At 57.9% G+C, this 18,442-nt stretch carries 8 protein-coding genes and 1 pseudogene; 3 read left to right on the top strand and 6 right to left on the bottom strand.

Annotated elements, in window-relative coordinates:
• Positions 1–7 precede the first annotated feature (7 nt).
• Both ACEOAC_RS00870 and ACEOAC_RS00875 read left to right on the top strand, forming a co-directional pair.
• Positions 8–1,276: an efflux RND transporter periplasmic adaptor subunit gene (locus ACEOAC_RS00870; RefSeq protein WP_413443567.1), complete on the top strand. Its 1,269-nt coding sequence runs from the start codon at positions 8–10 to the stop codon at positions 1,274–1,276.
• A 55-nt stretch (positions 1,277–1,331) separates the two neighbouring features.
• Complete coding sequence (locus ACEOAC_RS00875) at positions 1,332–4,553, top strand: CusA/CzcA family heavy metal efflux RND transporter (protein ID WP_413443568.1); 3,222 nt, start codon at positions 1,332–1,334, stop codon at positions 4,551–4,553.
• A gap of 27 nt (positions 4,554–4,580) precedes the next feature.
• On the opposite strand, the gene ACEOAC_RS00880 is transcribed toward ACEOAC_RS00875, so the two are convergent.
• The 3 genes from ACEOAC_RS00880 to ACEOAC_RS00890 form a co-directional block, all read right to left on the bottom strand.
• A complete protein-coding gene (locus ACEOAC_RS00880; RefSeq protein WP_413443569.1) occupies positions 4,581–6,917 on the bottom strand; it encodes a putative bifunctional diguanylate cyclase/phosphodiesterase in 2,337 nt (778 codons plus the stop codon).
• A gap of 35 nt (positions 6,918–6,952) precedes the next feature.
• Complete coding sequence (locus ACEOAC_RS00885; RefSeq protein ID WP_413443570.1) at positions 6,953–7,837, bottom strand: hypothetical protein; 885 nt, start codon at positions 7,835–7,837, stop codon at positions 6,953–6,955.
• 911 nt (positions 7,838–8,748) lie between these two features.
• Positions 8,749–9,600, bottom strand: coding sequence for an HNH endonuclease (locus tag ACEOAC_RS00890; RefSeq protein WP_413444730.1), 852 nt, complete (start codon positions 9,598–9,600; stop codon positions 8,749–8,751).
• Between the two features lie 51 nt (positions 9,601–9,651).
• Between ACEOAC_RS00890 and ACEOAC_RS00895 the strand changes: the two are divergent.
• Positions 9,652–9,888, top strand: a pseudogene (locus ACEOAC_RS00895) (IS21 family transposase); the annotation flags it as partial.
• Between the two features lie 277 nt (positions 9,889–10,165).
• On the opposite strand, the gene ACEOAC_RS00900 reads toward ACEOAC_RS00895, so the two are convergent.
• The 3 genes from ACEOAC_RS00900 to ACEOAC_RS00910 are packed head-to-tail and all read right to left on the bottom strand — an operon-like array spanning position 10,166 to position 17,468.
• On the bottom strand, positions 10,166–13,786 hold the full coding sequence (locus tag ACEOAC_RS00900; RefSeq protein ID WP_413444731.1) for a type I restriction endonuclease: 3,621 nt from the start codon (positions 13,784–13,786) through the stop codon (positions 10,166–10,168).
• Positions 13,783–15,108: a restriction endonuclease subunit S gene (locus ACEOAC_RS00905; RefSeq protein ID WP_413444732.1), complete on the bottom strand. Its 1,326-nt coding sequence runs from the start codon at positions 15,106–15,108 to the stop codon at positions 13,783–13,785. The genes ACEOAC_RS00900 and ACEOAC_RS00905 overlap by 4 nt, the downstream gene beginning before the upstream one ends.
• Positions 15,105–17,468 (bottom strand): type I restriction-modification system subunit M, encoded by a 2,364-nt coding sequence (locus tag ACEOAC_RS00910; RefSeq protein WP_413444733.1) that lies wholly within the window; start codon positions 17,466–17,468, stop codon positions 15,105–15,107. Before ACEOAC_RS00910 ends, ACEOAC_RS00905 begins: the two co-directional genes overlap by 4 nt.
• Positions 17,469–18,442 lie beyond the last annotated feature (974 nt).

Here is an 18,442-nt window from a genome sequence, read left to right on the forward strand (position 1 = left end):
AACCACCATGACCAGCAAACAGAAACTCGCCATCGCCGCGATCATCGCCATTACCGCGCTGCTGTGCGGATGGACCCTGATGAAGGGCCAGGGCGGCGCCGAAGCCGCCTCTACGCATCAGGAAGAGGCTGCCCACAAGGAGGACGACCATCAGGAAAAACCTGGGTCCGACGGCAAGCCAGCCCATGACGACCACGGAGCCCATCAAGACCACGACGAGGACAAGGAAGGACATGGCGAGGAAGAAGGCAAGGTCGCCCTCAGCCAGGAACAGATCACTGCCGCCGGCATCGCCCTGAGGCAGGTCGGCGCAGCGCGCATCGAAAGCGGCCTGCAACTGCCGGGCGAGATTCGCTTCAACGAAGACCGCACCGCGCATGTGGTGCCGCAGGTCGCCGGCGTGGTCGAATCGGTCTCGGCCACGCTGGGCCAGAAGGTGCGCAAGGGCCAGGTACTGGCCGTCATCAGCAGCAGCGCCGTCTCCGAGCAGCGTTCCGAACTGCTCAACGCCGAACAGCGCCTGAGCCTGGCACGCAGCACCTGGCAACGCGAGAAACAGCTGTGGGAACAGAAGATCTCGGCCGAACAGGATTACCAGCAGGCGCAATTCTCCCTGCAGGAAGCCGAGGTCGCCGTGCGCAATGCACGCCAGAAACTGCGCGCCATCGGTGTCACCGGAACCGGTAGCGGCGCCCTCAGCCGGCACGAGATCCGCGCCCCCTTCGACGGCACCGTGGTCGAGAAGCACCTGGGCCTGGGCGAGGCCGTGCGCGAGGATGCCAACGCCTTCATCATCGCCGACCTCTCCAGCGTATGGGCCGAGATCATCGTCTCGCCCAAGGACTTGCAGAAGGTCCGCGTGGGCAGCGCCGCCGTGGTGCGCGCCACCGCCTTCGAGGCGAACGCTACCGGCCGCATCTCCTATGTCGGCGCCCTGATCGGGGAGCAGACCCGTACCGCCAAGGCCCATGTGGTCTTGCCCAATCCGCAGGAGAGCTGGCGTCCGGGCCTGTTCGTCACCGTCGACGTGATGACCGAGGCCAGCGAGGTAGCACTGGCCGTGGATGCGGAAGCGATACAGACGGTGGACAACAAGAGCGTGGTCTTCGTGCGGGTGGACGATGGCTTCAAGGCGCAGGAAGTGCGCACCGGGCGCAGCGACGGCAGGTCGGTGGAAATCCTCTCCGGCCTGCAAGCCGGACAGCAGTACGCCGCCAGCGGCAGCTTCGCCATCAAGGCCGAGCTGGGCAAGGGCGCGGCCGAGCATAGCCATTGACGCGGATCGCGACCATCGCGTCACGCCACTCCCACCATTCTGAAAGACGACGATCATGTTTGAACGCATCATTCGCTTCGCCATCGAGCATCGATGGCTGGTCCTGCTGGCGGTGCTGGGCATGGCGGCCTATGGGGTCTACAACTACCAGAAGCTGCCCATCGACGCCGTGCCCGACATTACCAACGTGCAGGTGCAGATCAACACCGCCGCCCCCGGCTATTCACCGCTGGAAACCGAGCAGCGCATCAGCTACCCCATCGAGACCGCCATGTCGGGCCTGCCGCAACTGGAACAGGTGCGCTCGCTGTCGCGCTACGGCCTGTCGCAGGTAACGGTCATCTTCAAGGACGGCACCGACATCTACTTTGCGCGGCAACTGGTCAACGAGCGCATCCAGCAGGCCAGGAGCCAGCTGCCCAACGGCATTGATCCGGCCATGGGGCCGATCTCCACCGGCCTCGGTGAAATCTATCTGTGGACCGTGGAAGCCCGCGAGGACGCCCGCAAACCCGATGGCACGCCGTATGGCGCAGCCGACCTGCGCGAGATCCAGGACTGGGTCATCAAGCCGCAGCTGCGGCTGGTGCCCGGCGTGACCGAGATCAACACCATCGGCGGCTACGCCCGCGAATACCACGTCGCCCCCTCGGCCGAACGCCTGGCCTCCTATGGCATGACCATGGACAGCATCATCAAGGCCCTGGAAAAGAACAACAGCAATGTCGGCGCCGGCTACATCGAACGGCGCGGCGAGCAGTACCTGATCCGTGCACCGGGCCAGGTGGCCTCGCTGGAAGACATCGGCAATATCATCCTGGCTAATGTACGCGGCGTGCCCATTCGCATCCGTGATGTGGCCGAGGTCGGCATGGGACGTGAGTTGCGCACCGGTGCGGCCACCGAGAACGGGCGCGAAGTGGTCCTGGGCACGGTCTTCATGCTGATCGGCGAGAACAGCCGCACGGTCTCGCAGGCGGTGGACAAGAAACTGCGCGAGATCAACCGCAACCTGCCGGCCGGGGTCGAGGCCATCACCGTCTATGACCGCACCGTGCTGGTGGACAAGGCCATCGCCACGGTCAAGAAGAACCTGATCGAAGGCGCGCTGCTGGTGATTGCGGTGCTGTTCGTCTTCCTCGGCAACATCCGCGCCGCCATCATCACGGCCATGGTGATTCCGCTGGCTATGCTGTTCACCTTCACCGGCATGGTCTCCAACAAGGTCAGCGCCAACCTGCTGAGCCTGGGTGCGCTGGACTTCGGCATCATCATCGATGGCGCGGTGGTGATCGTGGAAAACTGCTTACGCCGCCTGGCCCATGCGCAGCAGCACCACGGCCGCCCGCTCACGCGCAGCGAGCGCTTCCATGAGGTCTTCGCCGCCGCCCGGGAGGCGCGCCGGCCGCTGCTGTTCGGCCAACTGATCATCATGATCGTGTACCTGCCCATGTTTGCGCTGACCGGAGTGGAAGGCAAGATGTTCACACCGATGGCCTTCACCGTGGTGGCGGCACTGCTGGGCGCGATGATCCTGTCGGTGACCTTCATCCCGGCCGCCATTGCCCTGTTCATCGGCGAACGCGTCTCGGAGAGGGAGAACATCCTGATGCAATGGGCCAAGCGGCTCTACGCGCCGCTGCTGGTACGCGTCATGGACAACAAGCCGGTGGTGCTCAGTTTTGCCGGTGCGCTGATCGTGGTGTGCGCGGTGCTGGCCACGCGCCTGGGCACCGAATTCGTCCCCAGCCTGAACGAGGGCGACATGGCGATCCAGGCCTTGCGCATCCCCGGCACCAGTCTGACGCAATCGCTGGAGATGCAGCAGCAGATCGAGAAGACGCTGATGCGGCAATTCCCCGAAATCGAACGCGTCTTCGCCCGTACCGGCACCGCCGAGGTGGCCTCGGACCCGATGCCGCCCAATATCTCCGACGGCTACATCATGTTGAAGCCCGAGTCGCAATGGCCGCAGCCACGCAAGACGCATGAACAACTGCGCGAGGCGATCCAGCAGGCTGTAGCCCGCATCTCCGGCAACAGCTACGAGTTCTCGCAGCCCATCCAGCTGCGCTTCAACGAACTGATCTCGGGCGTGCGCAGCGATGTCGCGGTCAAGATCTTCGGCGACGACATGGGCGTGCTCAACGACACCGCCGCCAAGGTCGCCGCCGTGCTGCAGAAGACCCGCGGCGCCACCGAAGTGAAGGTGGAACAGACCACTGGCCTGCCGATGCTGAGCGTGGACATCGACCGCCAGAAACTGGCGCGCTATGGCCTGAACGTGTCCGACCTGCAGGACACGATTGCCACCGCGATCGGCGGCAGCCAGGCCGGCACGCTGTTCCAGGGCGACCGCCGCTTCGCCATCGTAGTGCGCCTGCCCGAAGCCTCCCGCGCCGACCTGGACGCCCTGCGCCGCCTGCCCATCGCGCTGCCGCTGCAGGAGGGCGCCAGCCGCATCAGCTATGTCCCGCTGGCCGAGGTGGCGACGCTCAACATCGCCCCCGGTCCCAACCAGGTCAGCCGCGAAGACGGCAAGCGCCGCATCGTGGTCAGCGCCAACGTGCGGGGCCGCGATCTGGGCTCCTTCGTGGCCGATGCGGAACAGGCCCTGCAGGCAGAGGTGCGCATCCCCACCGGTTACTGGACCACCTGGGGCGGCCAGTTCGAGAACCTGCAATCGGCCACGCAACGTCTGCAGATCGTCATCCCGGTGGCGCTGCTGATGGTGTTCGTGCTGCTGTTTGCGATGTTCAACAACGTCAAGGATGGCTTGCTGGTCTTCACCGGCATTCCCTTCGCGCTGACCGGCGGCATCCTGGCGCTGGCCGCACGCGGCATTCCGATGTCGATCTCGGCAGCGGTGGGCTTCATCGCGCTGTCGGGTGTGGCGGTGCTCAACGGGCTGGTGATGATCTCCTTCATCCGCAGCCTGCGCGAGGATGGCCGCAGCCTGGATGCGGCCATCCACGAGGGCGCCATGACGCGGCTGCGCCCGGTGCTGATGACGGCGCTGGTGGCGTCACTGGGCTTCGTGCCGATGGCACTGGCCACCGGCACCGGTGCGGAAGTGCAGCGCCCGCTGGCCACGGTAGTGATCGGCGGCATCCTGTCCTCCACCGCGTTGACGCTGCTGGTGTTGCCGCTGCTGTATCGGATGGCGCATAGGGAGGACGAGGAGGTCCAGGAGGACGAAGCTGAGCGCCCGGGCGCAACAACGCGCCGCCCGTGCTGGATGGAGTGGTTGCCTGGCTATCGGACCACCCGGCGCTGATGCCCAGCGGCAGCCCTGCCGGGAGGATCAGCGGAAGCGATCCGGCGTCGTCAGCAGTTCGACGAATTGCTCGCCCGGCATGGGCTTGCCGTACCAGTAGCCCTGGTACAGCGAACAGCCTTGCGCATGCAGCAGGTCGCGCTGCTGCTGCGTCTCCACCCCTTCGGCGAGGATGGACAGGTTCAGGCTCTGACCCAGCATGATGATGCTGCGCACGATGCTGGCCATGGCCGCATCCTTCTCCATCTCGCGCACGAAGCTCTGGTCGATCTTGATCTGGTCGATGGGGAAGCGCCCGAGGTACGCCAACGACGAGTAACCGGTCCCGAAATCATCCAGCGAGATCGAGATATCGCTGGACCTCAGCATCTGCATCTTGGCGATCACGTCTTCGACGTGGTCCACCATCATGCTTTCGGTCAGCTCCACCTTCAGTGCATGGCTGTGGAGGCGATACTTGCCGATGATCTCGCGGAAGCGGCCCACGAAATTGTCCACCTTGAATTCCTGCGCCGACACGTTCACCGCCACCACCAGCTCATGCGCCAGCCCCTGGCGCTGCCAGGCCTGCAGATCGGCACAGATGGCGTGCAATGCCTGCTGACCGATCTGCTCCATCAGGCCCATGTCTTCGGCCACCGAGATAAAGCCACCCGGCGCGACGATGCCCTTTTCCGGATGCTTCCAGCGCAGCAAGGCCTCAGCCCCGACCACTTCACCCTCATAGGTCACCTGCGGCTGGTAATACACGATGAACTGGCGCTGCGCGACCGCCTGGCGCAGTTCGGCTTCCAGCAGGCTGCGCTGGTTGGCCAGCGCCTGCATGGCAGGGTCGAAGAAGCGGAAGGTATTGCGGCCGGCCAGGCGCGACTGCACCATCGCCAGCTCGGCCTGCATCAGCAGTTCGGCCGCGCCGTGGTGATCGTCATGGACGATATTGATACCCAGGTTGACCGCACAAGGGAAGCGCGCAGCGGCGAGGGCATGGGGATCGGTGAAGGTGGCGATGATGCGATGGGCCAGCGTCTCGCAGAAGCGGAGGCATTCGGCCAGGTCCTGGGTCCGGATCTCGCTGCCCAGCGCGAACTTCGCGCCCTCCAGGCGTGCCACGGTCTGCTCGGGCGTGACACACCCGGAGAAGCGGCGCGCACATTCGACCAGCAGCTGCTCGATCTCCTCCAAACTGGCGCCGCCATAGGAGAGATCGGCACGACTGATCTCCATCACAAAGACCGCCCCGGCCGTACCATTGCTGCGACGCCGCGCCAGACCGCGTCGCAGGCGGTCCATGAACAGGGTCTTGTTGGGCAGCTGGGTGACCGGGTCATAGAAGGCCAGGCGGTCGATACGGTTCTCCGCATCCAGCCGTGCACTGACATCGATGACCACCCAGATCTGGTCCGCCGGCCGCGCCGGATCGATCAGCGAGGTATGCAATTCGGCCGGGAAGCTGCCGCCATCACCCCGGCGCAACAGCACGATCTCGCCGGCCGCCCCACTGGAACGGGCCACCGCCTGCGCCACGTAGGCCGCCTGCTGGGCTGGTTCGACAAAGACCTCTTCGGCGGGCTGGCCGACGAGATTCCTGTCCGCACTGCCGAGCAGGACCTGGGCGGCCTCGTTGACGAAGACGATGCTGCCGTCGCGCACGAACAGCACCCCCGCCGGGATGTTGCCGAGAATGGCCGCCTGTTCATCGAAGAGCGCCTTCAGGCTGCTTTGCATCGATTCCATATGGCGCGCCAGCTGACCGATTTCATCCTGCTGCGGGATGGCGATGCGTTCATCGAAGCTGCCGCGCTCGATGCGCTCGGTGGCTGCGGTCAACATGCCGATGGGCCGGAGGATGCGACGATAGACCAGCAGCCCGATGATGATCAGCGAAGCCACCGCCTGCGCCAGCAGTACCAGGGTGTGGAAGCTCTTGTCAGCGGCCAGCTTGCGTTGCAGCTGGTAGTCCGACACGATCAGCTGCAGGCTGCCCAGGCTCACGTTTTGATGATTCTGCTGCATCACCAAAGGCACGCTGCGCGAGATGATATTGCCCAGGCGCCGCTGGCCGTCTTCCACGCGGGCAATGATCTTTTCATCGGGATCGGCGATCTCGGCCGACACCACCTGCGGATCGAGCATGGCCCCTTGCAGCACGGCATTGATGTCGGACTTGTCCAGGCTCCACACCGGCAACACCAGGCTGTGCTGCATGGTCTGCGCCTTTTCGTTGACCAGTGCCTGCATCTCGATACCGATCTGCTTTTCGCGCACGCCGTTGAGCACGGTCAGCGCCAGCACCACCGGCAGGCACAGCGCCACCAGCATGGCAATGGCGATATAGACGCCGAGGCTATTGAGTTTCTTATTCATGGTCTTGCAGGGAACGTGACGAGGGCGAAGCCCGCTTATTTGAACCAGTCCAGGCGATAGGTCTCGATGGCCTTGCGCTCCAGGGGCGTGAGACGATCATTGTTGAGGACGATGACGCGCGGGTGGGTCGACTTCAGCAACTGCCGCGCCTGGCGCGTGGAGCGATGCTGCCGGATCAGCTCGGCCAGCTCGCCGCTGCGGTGGATCTTGCGCAGGCCTTCCAGCAGGGCGTCGCGGATATCGTCGCGCCCCGGCGTGGTGTAGAAGAACAGGTCCACCGGGTAGTACAGCACCAGGTCCGGCACGATGGCCAGCTGGTGGTCGCGGTCATAGGTCTCCAGCTCGCCGCCCGCTTCGAAGACCGAGCGGTTATAGAAGTCGAAGCGCCTGGCCTTGAGCATCTCGAAGAGATTGAGATAGTTGCCCTGCACAACGTCCAGGCCATTGGCCTGCATGATGCTGGTGTCGGTCCAGCCGATACCGGAGCCGATGCGGAACCTGCGCAGGTCGTCGAGGGCACGGATATCCCGCGCGCGCTGCAGGCTGGCGGTGTTGGCCATCAGCACGCGGTAGCCACCGCCGCCGAGGTAGATCGGAAAGGGAATGCCTTCCAGCCCGCGGGTCATGGAACTGCCGGCGGAGGTGGTCATCAGGTTGCAGTACTGGCCGGCCTGGATCAGCTGGACGTAACGCTGGTCGGAGGTGGCCACATCGGCCACCTGGCAACCCTTGATGGAGAAGCGCTTGCCGGTCGCCCGCATCGCCAGTTCGAGGACGGCCTTGCGGTAATCGATGAGGGGGTTGTCATCGTTGAGATCGGCCAGCTTGATCTCGATGACGTGATGGGCGGGGTCGGGGCTGGCGTTGGATTGGGCGCGGGCAATATTGGCGCAGAACGCACCCATCATCAGGACGAGCAAGACTGCGGCAACTGTTCGGGCGCTCGTCTTGATGTTACTCATACAGGGCGGTGTGATCGAATTGAGATTCGATGGTATGCAAGCATTACAGGATGTGCAAGATTTTGTGGGGCGGGGAGGGGGTGGGGTGTGGCGGGATGGCACAGCTGTGCGCAATGGGTGGGAAATCGTTGCTGTAAAGGGATGTTGGCGTGAGGAAGTGAGATTTTGTGTAAGAGAAGGCACGCTGATTAGCTCTGCTCCGACCGGATTCTTTTTTCCGGCCATCAACGGTTAGGTACAGGCGCGATACAGTCTCGACGGCCAGACAAAACGAGAGCTTGCTACGTCAGGCGGCAAGCAACAGCAAAAAGCAATTTGCCAATTCACCTGATCTGAAGGATGCGATGCTGACCGCCATCATGCAAGCCCTGGATGCGTACCAGAGCATGAGTAATCAAGTACTGGGTTCAGAGCCCGTGTGCGATAGACTGCACAATATTCTGCTTGGACCTGCTCAGCTTTACGAAGCATTACGGTGTAAGCCGGAACATCGCGCTAGATAAAGCTATTGCTGCGCCGTATGACCAGAACAATTATTCAATGAATTTTCGATCCACAGGGGCTAGGGTGCGGTGCTTTTGATTCAAGTGGCTTTGCCTAATTTGCTAAATCCAGATTTGTTTTATTTGGACGTCGAGGATGCCAAAGAATGAGCCAGCAATTGCCGGCTCATTTCATTTGCACGTTTTCAATCCAATGGATAATTTAGATTAACCTCTCTTTCGATCCCGTTCTCGCGTCGAAAGCGATAGCCATTTATCCACTCAGAAGGCATCTTGCTAAAAGTCAGAAATTGAGAATTGGCTCTGCGCTGATAAATCCCCACGACAAAGCGAATGCCACTTTCAGCCGGTAGAGATTGAGTTTATCTAACCGAAGTGGCGCGCTCTATGACAGTTGGGACATAGAGCAATCGCATTCTCTACGGTATCGTCTCCACCTTCCGAGAGAGGCACGCGATGATGAACTTCTAAATACGGACTTCCATCACTCTTGCGAATGAAAGGAGCCGCGCTTTGGCAGCTCTCGCATATGCCACCCGCTCTGAACAAGACTTCGCTAATAACGTCTGGATTGCGCTGATACGCAACCGATATCACCTTAATTGCCTTCGGCTTCTTCTCCGCAGCAGCGAGTCTGGCTAGACGTTGAATTCTAGGGGTGTTCGACGAAGCTAAAACAGATCTAGCTAACTCTTGATGAACGTACGCGGCATCAGCAATCGCGAACTTCACCTCAGTATTCGCAAGCGACAACAGAAATGCTTTTGCACCATTACTTTCATTGATCAGTTTTTCAAACTGAAAATAGCCATAGAACTTAAAGAGATCATCTTTCGTTCGCCTGACGAAGGTCAGAATGGGAATGGTCGAGTCATTGATGATGGCGGCATTTGCTTTATATTTTTCGCTAAATATGCCATTGATACTCTTCAAATAATATTTCAAGAGCCGTGGTTCTTCTATCCATTCGTTTGCGTACATCCCGCCTTCCAGGCTGGCTTTAATCACCACCGCGACGGGCTGGCAATTTGCCTCTAAGACGAACATCCCACCCGATCGTGTATCGTAGCTGCGAGCGAGAATCAAGATATCGTAAACGCTATATTCAACACCGATTTCAAAATCACTTATCCGCGAGCAGTCACCAGCCCATTGACTAAAGCGTTCTTCAAACGTCGTTACAACGTCCTCAAAGGTTGTTAGGTTCTGGCTCTTCATTTCCTTATACATCGGCGCCTCATTCTTACTATCGAAGCGCTTCAGATAGACATTTCCCGAAACACTGTTCGTCGCTATATTCGGTCCGAGGCGATCGAACCGTCCTATCCCACCAGGCAATCACAGAGCTCGCTCGATGAATTCGCGCCTAGACTTTCCGCCTGGCTGAGCGCTGAGGCAGTCAAATCACGGAAGCAAAGAAGAACCCTGAAACAGATGTTCCTGGACCTGAAAGAGCTGGGATATGAGGGGTCGTATGACCGCGTAGCTGCCTTCGGAAGGCAGTGGAAAGTGGGTCAGATGGCGAGGGTCAATTCTGCGAGCAAATCAACAATCGAATAGGCTTTGTCGAGTACCTGCAGAATTTTCTGACGTTGGAAATGAATACCAATCGCCAAATCACAGGCCAAGCCGACGCCACTCAATAGTCAAGGGATCAAGGTATGCCTGCTGCCCGCAGCCTACAGCGATGCATATGTCTAGTGCCACTCGACAAGATACGGCCCCTAACGTCCGCTTAGAGCAGGGTTCCAAACGAGGAAGTTTTCACTGTAGAACGATTTTTTCAACTTTCACTTCGGCTCCCGCTTTTTGTTTCATAGGTCATCCCAAAGACCGTATCCGTCAGCCAGATGCGGAAAGATTCGTTGTCTTGAAACTGCTTGAAGAGCTGGGCGTCGTCTTTGAACATCGCGGTGAGCACCCGCTTAAGCGCCTTGTCGTGTTCAATTTTCGCGTTCTGACGGTCTGAGTTCATCTTCGCGTTCTTGAAGGCTGGGTCGGCCAAGACCTTCTCGGGAATCTCTCCCTTAATGCGTTGAAGCGTTCGCTCGGGGTCTTTGTAGTCGCCTGCATACCGCTGATTGAACTCGTTCACGATGTTCGAGAGCTTATCCATCTCCGGTTCACGCTTGCGTCCACCGCCCGAAGTGGGCACCGGTTCGATCTCGGCGTCTTCGTCCGGCAGGGCGATAGCCATCGTCGCTTTCTTCTCGGCGCGGTAGCTGTCCATATCGATAGCTTCGAGGATACCCTTAGCAAAGTCTTCTTCGACGGGTGCTGGCAGCTTGGAAATAAGGAAATTGAGAAAAATCGAGAGTTTCTCCCAGTCCTGCACGCCATACGGAAGGATGGTGGCGAGAAAGTCGTAGGTGCGGGTGAATGCTTTAGCCTTGCCTTTGAAATCCACCTGCCCGTCCTCGTCCAGTTCACTCACATATGCGGCCACACTTGCATTGAGGATTGGGTCCAGTTTGTCGCGGTCCGCACCGCCAAGGTAAAGCGCCACCAAGGTATCGACCTGTTCCGGCGAATACACCTGATAGTTGTCCAGCTCACCCTTGAATGTATGGAGTTTGTTCGGATCTGTCTCTTTGCTTAGGATGGTTGTCCTGTAGTACTTGGCGAAGGACTTTTCGATGGTCTCGAAGTCGTTTTGGAAATCGAGCACAAAGACATCGTGCTTCTTTGGGTGTGCTCGATTTAGGCGGGAGAGTGTCTGCACAGCTTTGATGTCGCTCAGCGCCTTATCTACATACATGGTGTGCAGCAATGGCTCATCGTAGCCGGTCTGAAACTTTTCGGCGCAGATGAGGAAGCGATATGGATCTTCCTGAATCTTGTCGGCGATGCTGCTGCTGGCGAACCCATTAAGTTTCGATTCGGTGACCTTTTCTCCCTTATATTCCGGCTCGCCTGAAAAGGCAACAATCGCCTTGTAAGGGCTTTTAATCTCCGTGAGGTAGGTGGTGAAGGCGGTGAAATACTCGATTGCCCGCTGGATGTTGCTCGTCACCACCATCGCCCGCGCCTGTCCACCAATTTTATTCTGGCCGATCACCTGCTCGAGAAAGTGATCCACCATAATCTCAGCCTTGTCGCGGATGGCCTTGCTGTGGCTTTCCACATAGACGCGTAGCTTCTTACGCGCCTTCTTGACGTCAAACTCTGGATCGCCTTCCACCGTTTTCGCGAGGCGGTAGTAGCTGGCTACCGGTGTGTAGTTCTTCAGCACATCAAGGATAAAGCCCTCTTGAATCGCCTGTTTCATCGTGTAGCTGTGGAAAGGCCGATGCTTTATTTCGTCGCCAACCCGATACGGTATGCCGAACATCTCCAACGTCTTATTCTTCGGCGTTGCCGTGAAGGCGAAGTAGCTAGCGTTAGTCAGCAGCTTTCGGCTCGCGATGATGCGGTTGATCTTGTCCTCAGTCGTCTCTTCCTCTTGCTCCGCGCCATAGGCGGATAGGGCCATGCTCATCGCCGCAGCGGTGCGCCCGCCTTGGCTCGAATGCGCCTCGTCAATAATGATGGCGAATTTCTTGCCCCGATGCGCTTCGTCGATGCGATCGAGTACGAAGGGGAAAGTCTGTACTGTGGAGATGATGATCTTCTTCCCCTCCTGAAGATATTTCGTGAGCTGCTGCGTCTTGGAAGTCCCGTCCCCGTCCTTCACCGCGCCAATGATCGAGGACACCTGCGCAAAGCCCCGGATGGTTGCCCGAATCTGCTGATCGAGAATGCGCCGGTCCGTGATGACGATGATCGTATCAAAGACATCCGCGCCATCCTTGCGTAGCCCGATCAACTGATGCGCCAACCACGCGATGGAATTGGACTTACCACTGCCCGCCGAGTGCTGGATTAGGTAGCGCTTGCCGGCGCCGAACCATGCTGCATCAGCCAGAAGTTTCCGGACCACGTCGAGCTGGTGGTAACGCGGGAATATCTGCACTCGCTTCTTTTTGCCAGTCTTCTCGTTCTTCTCCTCCACGATCTGAGCGTAGTTCTCCAGAATTTCCGTGAAGCCTCCGGGCGTAAGGATGCGCCGCCAGAGATAGTCGGTCATGATGCCGTACGGGTTCACCGGATTTCCGGCACCTTGGTTCCGCCCTTGGTTGAACGGCAGGAACCACGAATCCTTGGCCATCCCCTTCGAGCCTTTCAACTCCGTGCACATCCGTACCTCATGGTCATCCATAGCGAAGTGGACGGCGCACCGGCCAAAGACGAACAAGGTCTCACGGGGGTCGCGGTCACGCTTGTATTGCTCCTCGGCGTCCTCCGCCGTCTGCTTGGTCAGGCTGTTCTTCAGCTCAAAGGTTGCGATGGGCAGCCCGTTGATGAAGAGCGCCAAATCGAGCGCACGCTTCGTTTGCTCGCGGCTGTAGTGAAGCTGGCGGGTCACACTGAACCTATTCGCCGCGTGGCGCTTCCGGGCTTCCAGATTCTCTGACGACGGTGTCCCATAGAATAACTCCACCGTGTACGGTCCGTGCTTCACGCCCTTGCGCATCACGTCGATGGTGCCGCGTCGGGTGATTTCACCCTGTAGCTGCGCCAGAAATTTCCGCCTTACAGGGCCATCCGTGTGTAGTTGCAGCTCTGCCGCCACGTCCTTCTGCGTCGTTTCAAGGAAGACGGTTAGCTGTTTCAAATCGACCGCGTATTCCCGGTCGTAGTCGGCATCCGTCCCAGTGAGCCAACCGAAGTCAGTCATTGCGCTCACAATGAGCGATTCCAGACCTTCCTCCTTCACATTTGTCACCGGTGGACGATCGGCGGATGTGGGGCGGGCAGTCTCGATAAGCTTGATGCCACCTTCCAAGCCGAATGCCGAGGAGACGTTGCCGCGCGATTCCGATGGCGAAGATGGTTGGGCAAACTCGTCGAAGAATGAAACTAGGCGCGGGTCCTCAGACTGAAAGCCACGAATCAGTGATTCGGCTGCTGCGCGAGGCATTTCCAAGCGCAAAAGCGAGCTATTTGTTGGAACAACCGCGACGACGGAAACCTCGCGAATGGTCACGCCAGCGTATGCGGCCGCCATCAGAGCAAAGCGCAATCGCTCCTTTTCCGTCATTGCATCGGCATTCGTGGAAATGATGAAGTCAACCATCGCCTTTTGGTCAGGTGACATCGGCAGCATCCGGTCGCGTTCCAATGCACAGGGCTTTTCTTTGAATCGACGCAGTTGTGAGGCCGGCCAATTCTCGGCATGCGATCGTGTATGGCAGTTGGCACAGAGGACGACCAAATTGCCAGGGCTGTGATCCTGTGTCTCACTCCATGCGATGATATGCGCCTTTTCCAGAGAAACCGGTTCGCAATCACAGGCACAGCGGTAGCGGCACTCGAAGAGAAGTTCGCGTTGGGTTTCGATTGGAACGGCGGGCCTGTTACTCATAGGCTGTCCTCAGTTTCGGGTTCTTCTTCTGCCTCCTCGGCTAGCGGCTCGGGGGCGATGGTCTCAGGAATCGCGGGCAGCTTTGCGGCGGCTTCGCGCACGTCCAACTTGCCTGTTACGACGTCCACAGTCAGTCGCGTCCGATATTCCTGCATTAGCTCAATCTCTCGCTTGATGCGGCCGATGGCTGTGTTGAGACTTTGGGTTTCCTTGGCAATGTGATCCACAATCGCCTGCTGTTCCTCAATGGAAGGCACAGGCAAATGCAACCGGCAGAAATCGGGATACATCAGCCGCCATTGTCCAGGACGAACGCCATACGCGAGTTTTCGGTAGTTCGCGACCATGTCGGGTGAGCGAAGCACGTAGTGAAAGAAGTCCTTTACGACAGACTTAATCTGGAACTCCAAAACCATGTAGTCAGGACTCACGATGCCTTCGAGGCTGCTCACTGCGATAGAACCCTGCCATGCCTTCATCTTGTTCATTACCACGTCGCCAGGATTGACTAGCTGACAGAGTGCGAGATCTCGCACGTCAGCGTTCTTATTTTCTCGTGAGTTTTTTGGGATAACACCGAAGTCACGAAACAGGGAGAGCAATGTTTTGTCAGGAAATCCAAGGCGTTTGACTGGCCGTAGCACGGCACGAACTGGCATGGTGCGACAGCCTGGAGTGGCGACCGCGGAGATGGCTGTTTGAATGATTACCTTCCTCTGCTCCCCAAGCAGCTCGATCAGCTTCCGCTTCGCCCGGATGAATCCGTCGATCTTCCGGTTCGCATGGTCTAGAAACTGCACGATTGCTGCTTGTTCATCGGGTGTCGGTTGCGGTGTTTTTATACCGAGAAATCGTGAAGGTGGGATGGTGTGCCGCAGACCAGAATACAACGGACTAAGTAATTTCCGATCGTCCATCGCGATATAGAAACGCTCCAAGTAGCGTACGGACTCCGGTAGCAAATTCCGCGACTCAAACACTGTGTAAGCACCCGTAATCATTCCGTCATGTTGAGACAATCCTACGGTTCGCGGCGTTTCAGGGACATCAAAGAGACAGAACACAAAATCTCCTCGACGAACCTCTTGACTCGTTCCCATATCTGAAGAGAATTTGCCTTTCCCGCTTAAAATGTCCCTCACAATCACCCCGCCTTTTGTTAGAGACAGAAGCTGAAAATTTCTGTGCCTCGCTCCCACTGGAACCTTTCGCTTCCTCAGTACAGCGCGGTTTGGGATAAGGCTCCAATGCACGGGAACATACGGCACCCACGGGAGCCCCGACTCCTTGTACTCCGCATATGGCTTGAGCCCTTCGATCATGGCTTTTCCTCCTCTGCAATTGCACGACGTGTTCCTTTCGTGATTTCGCTAAGCAAGCCTTCGGTCTCCTTTTCCAGTTTCACGATGTCTGCGCTGATCTCGGCTAATGTGCGGAGCTTTGGCGGTTGATAGAAATGGCGGGTAAAGCTGATTTCATAGCCGATTTTGGTGTCGGCCTCTACGATCCAGGCGTCGGGCGTGTAGGGCAGGACTTCGCGGCGGATGAAGGCTTCGATGCCACCTTCCTCCAAGAGAGGGACTTGCTCGTATTCGCGTAGCTCGCTATCAGGTTCGTATTCGACGACGCAGGTCTTGCCATCGATCTTTTCCTCGAAGATGCCGCGCAGCGGGTCGGGCTGGGCCTTGCCGGGCTTGTGGACTTTCTTGATGACGCGGGTAGCGTCCTCCACACGCCAACTGACGGCACTGACGATAAGCTTCAACTCGGCGGCGCTTGGCTTGAGATCGAGCTTCTTGAGTGCTGCTTCGACTTGTTTCAGAAAGATGTTGTGGTCCTCGAACAGGCTGTCGCCGAGTTCCTTGCGAAGTTGGTGCGCGACATCCATGAGCATGGCATCGCGTTTCCAAGATGCCTCGTTCAGCAGCTTCTTTTTCTTCTTGTCCGAGAGGCTCTTCTTGGGTGCATCATCCTCGCCGTCTTCGCCCTCCTCATCGCTGTCATTCTTACCCCAGTCGTTGACGAGTTTTTCAAGCTGCGTACGGACAGAGGCAGGATTGGCAAAGAGTGGCTCGCCCAGCGCCTCGTAAAGGGTGGCACGGATGGTTTCGTCGCCAGAGGCATAACGCAGCATCTCTATGCGCTGTCGGGTGAGCTGACTGTGGAGGCGGAGTGGACGCTCGACCTTTACCTTCCAATAGCCAAAGGCGGCATTGGGAAGTATTTTCGACTGCGGCGTCTCCGTGAAGGTGAGGAAGGTATCGCAGATGCGCCGGATGTCTTCAGGGGCGAGTTCGCAGTTCTTTTTCCCCATGTTCTTGCGTAAGGGATGGGACCATGTAGTAGCGTCGATGAGCTGGACCTTGCCTCTGCGCGACTCGGATTTGCGGTTGGACAGTACCCAGACGTAGGTAGCGATGCCCGTGTTGTAAAACATGTTTAGCGGCAGGGCGACGATGGCCTCAAGCCAATCATTCTCGATAATCCAGCGCCTGATGTTGCTTTCCCCCTGCCCAGCATCGCCGGTGAAGAGGGAAGAGCCGTTGTGAATCTCCGCGATACGGCTGCCGAGCGGCGTATCGTGCTTCATTTTGCTTAGCATATTCGCGAGGAACATCATCTGGCCGTCGCTACTACGCGTGATGAGGGAGTACGCGGGGTCACCCGCATGCTCAATGACGAAGCGCGGATCTTTCACGTCCTTCTTTGACCCTTCGCCAGCCATGCGCTCCAGATCGGTCTTCCAGCTCTTGCCGTATGGCGGATTGGCGAGCATGAAGTCGAAGGTGCGAGAACGGAACTGGTCGTTCGACAATGTGGAGAACGCCGCGCCACCCGCAATGTTGTCAGCCGCGTCACCGTCGCCTTTCAGCAGGAGGTCGGCCTTGCAGATGGCATAGGTCTCAGGATTGATCTCCTGCCCGTAGAGATGCGTGGCGACTTGCTTGCCATGGTCTTTGGCAATCTGCTGAAGCGTCTCCTCCGCCACGGTGAGCATTCCACCCGTGCCGCAGGCGCTGTCGTAAAGTAGGTACGTGCCGGACTCAATTTTGTCCGCCACGGGCAAGAACATGAGGCTGGCCATAAGCTTCACAGCATCGCGCGGCGTCCAGTGCTGCCCGGCTTCCTCATTGTTGTCCTCGTTGAACATGCGCACCAGGTCCTCGAAGACTGTGCCCATGGCATGGTTGTCCAGCCCGGGGAGCCCACCTACTGGGTAAGGGCTGAGGTTAATGTCCTTACTGAGAAACTTTTCGATGAGCTGGCCGAGGCCGTCGGATTCGGAGAGCTTGGGGATTTGGTTGCGAAACTCGAAGTTCTTAAGGATGTCCTGAACGTTCGGCGAGAAACCGTCGAGGTAGTCTATGAAGTCGTCTCGGAGCGTCTGCTGCGTCTTACGGGACTTGAGGTCGCGTAGTGTAAAGGGCGACGTATTGTAGAAAGCTTCGCCGGAGGCAGCGCGTAAGGCATCGTCCTGATTGGCTATTTTCTCGCTGTCGAGCGCGCTCTTCATATCGAGCACGGCCTGCTTCGTGGGCTCCAGCACTGCATCGAGGCGACGGAGGACGGTCATAGGCAAGATAACATCACGGTATTTTCCGCGATTGAAAACGTCCCGAAGGACATCGTCAGCAATATTCCAGATGAAACTGGTGATCCAATTAAGTTGCGTTTGATCCATTTCGTTCTTAAGCCGCCCAGTGGCGTGACTTGTATCAGATGGTTTTAAAATTAATAAACGTGCAACTAAGTGGGTAGCCGCAAAATGGTGGGATGTTTACGTTGTTGCAAAGCAATTAGAGAGTATATATGCGTAGACCAACTGGAGCCGAAGTTGCCATCTATTGCAGCTGATATGGCTGATTCTAGTCGGTCAGCTGTCGCCGATTGACCCATGAAACAGAAAGAGCATTCCTTGGATGTCTGCTTGCGAGCGCCAAGCACGAGCGGGCAATGTCTGCAGATGGCCGGGCTCGATAATTCACCTTGCGAATTCGAATGACGGGTGACCAGTGTAAAGCCGTTATTCCTAAACGCCGAAAAGCTATCTCAGTAAGCTTATGGTCACCAGCACGAATTCTTTGTGCCGGACAATGGGATTTCCTTCATTTGTGATTGTTCGATCCTTAACGGCGCTCGCTGCAGGGTGCGCATTCGAAAAGCCTGCGCTCATCGTATGCACCATCATTATTACAATAAGCAACATTGTTAATTTCAACCTCGACTCGCTAGTTGCAACAATAATCTTTCCTACGCTGGAATAGAAAAGGCCCTTTTCAGGGCCTTTTCTATTTTTTCACTATCTGTGTCAGCATTTTTTCACTTACTTGGCACAGATTTCACTTTCCGTGTCATTCGACACTACTGTAGGGAGTCACAGTAAGTGAAAATCCAGGGTACTGATCTTAAAAGCTTTTTTCACAAACGTGAATATGCGCCGGGGCTGCAAAGAATCAGATTAAGTGAAAAAAAAAGAATATGCGTCACAGATAATGAAATTGGCGATACCCCTCTAGCACAGTCACCGCTATTTGCTGACCATTATCGATTATTTCTTCATTTCCCTCTGTTCGCGTATGCAGCGACGCCGACCGCTCAATTCGGTTCGTTAAACTCCTAACGCTGTGTCAGTAGCGCAATGGCCTCAAATAACAG

The organism is Herbaspirillum frisingense (genome assembly GCF_047325095.1).
GTDB lineage: Bacteria > Pseudomonadota > Gammaproteobacteria > Burkholderiales > Burkholderiaceae_D > Herbaspirillum > Herbaspirillum frisingense.

Coding starts and splice junctions, on each gene's coding strand:
- ACEOAC_RS00890 (WP_413444730.1), bottom strand. CDS start 9,600: ATGAAGAGCCAGAACCTAACAACCTTTGAGGACGTTGTAACGACGTTT.
- ACEOAC_RS00905 (WP_413444732.1), bottom strand. CDS start 15,108: ATGATCGAAGGGCTCAAGCCATATGCGGAGTACAAGGAGTCGGGGCTC.
- ACEOAC_RS00880 (WP_413443569.1), bottom strand. CDS start 6,917: ATGAATAAGAAACTCAATAGCCTCGGCGTCTATATCGCCATTGCCATG.
- ACEOAC_RS00875 (WP_413443568.1), top strand. CDS start 1,332: ATGTTTGAACGCATCATTCGCTTCGCCATCGAGCATCGATGGCTGGTC.
- ACEOAC_RS00870 (WP_413443567.1), top strand. CDS start 8: ATGACCAGCAAACAGAAACTCGCCATCGCCGCGATCATCGCCATTACC.
- ACEOAC_RS00900 (WP_413444731.1), bottom strand. CDS start 13,786: ATGAGTAACAGGCCCGCCGTTCCAATCGAAACCCAACGCGAACTTCTC.
- ACEOAC_RS00910 (WP_413444733.1), bottom strand. CDS start 17,468: ATGGATCAAACGCAACTTAATTGGATCACCAGTTTCATCTGGAATATT.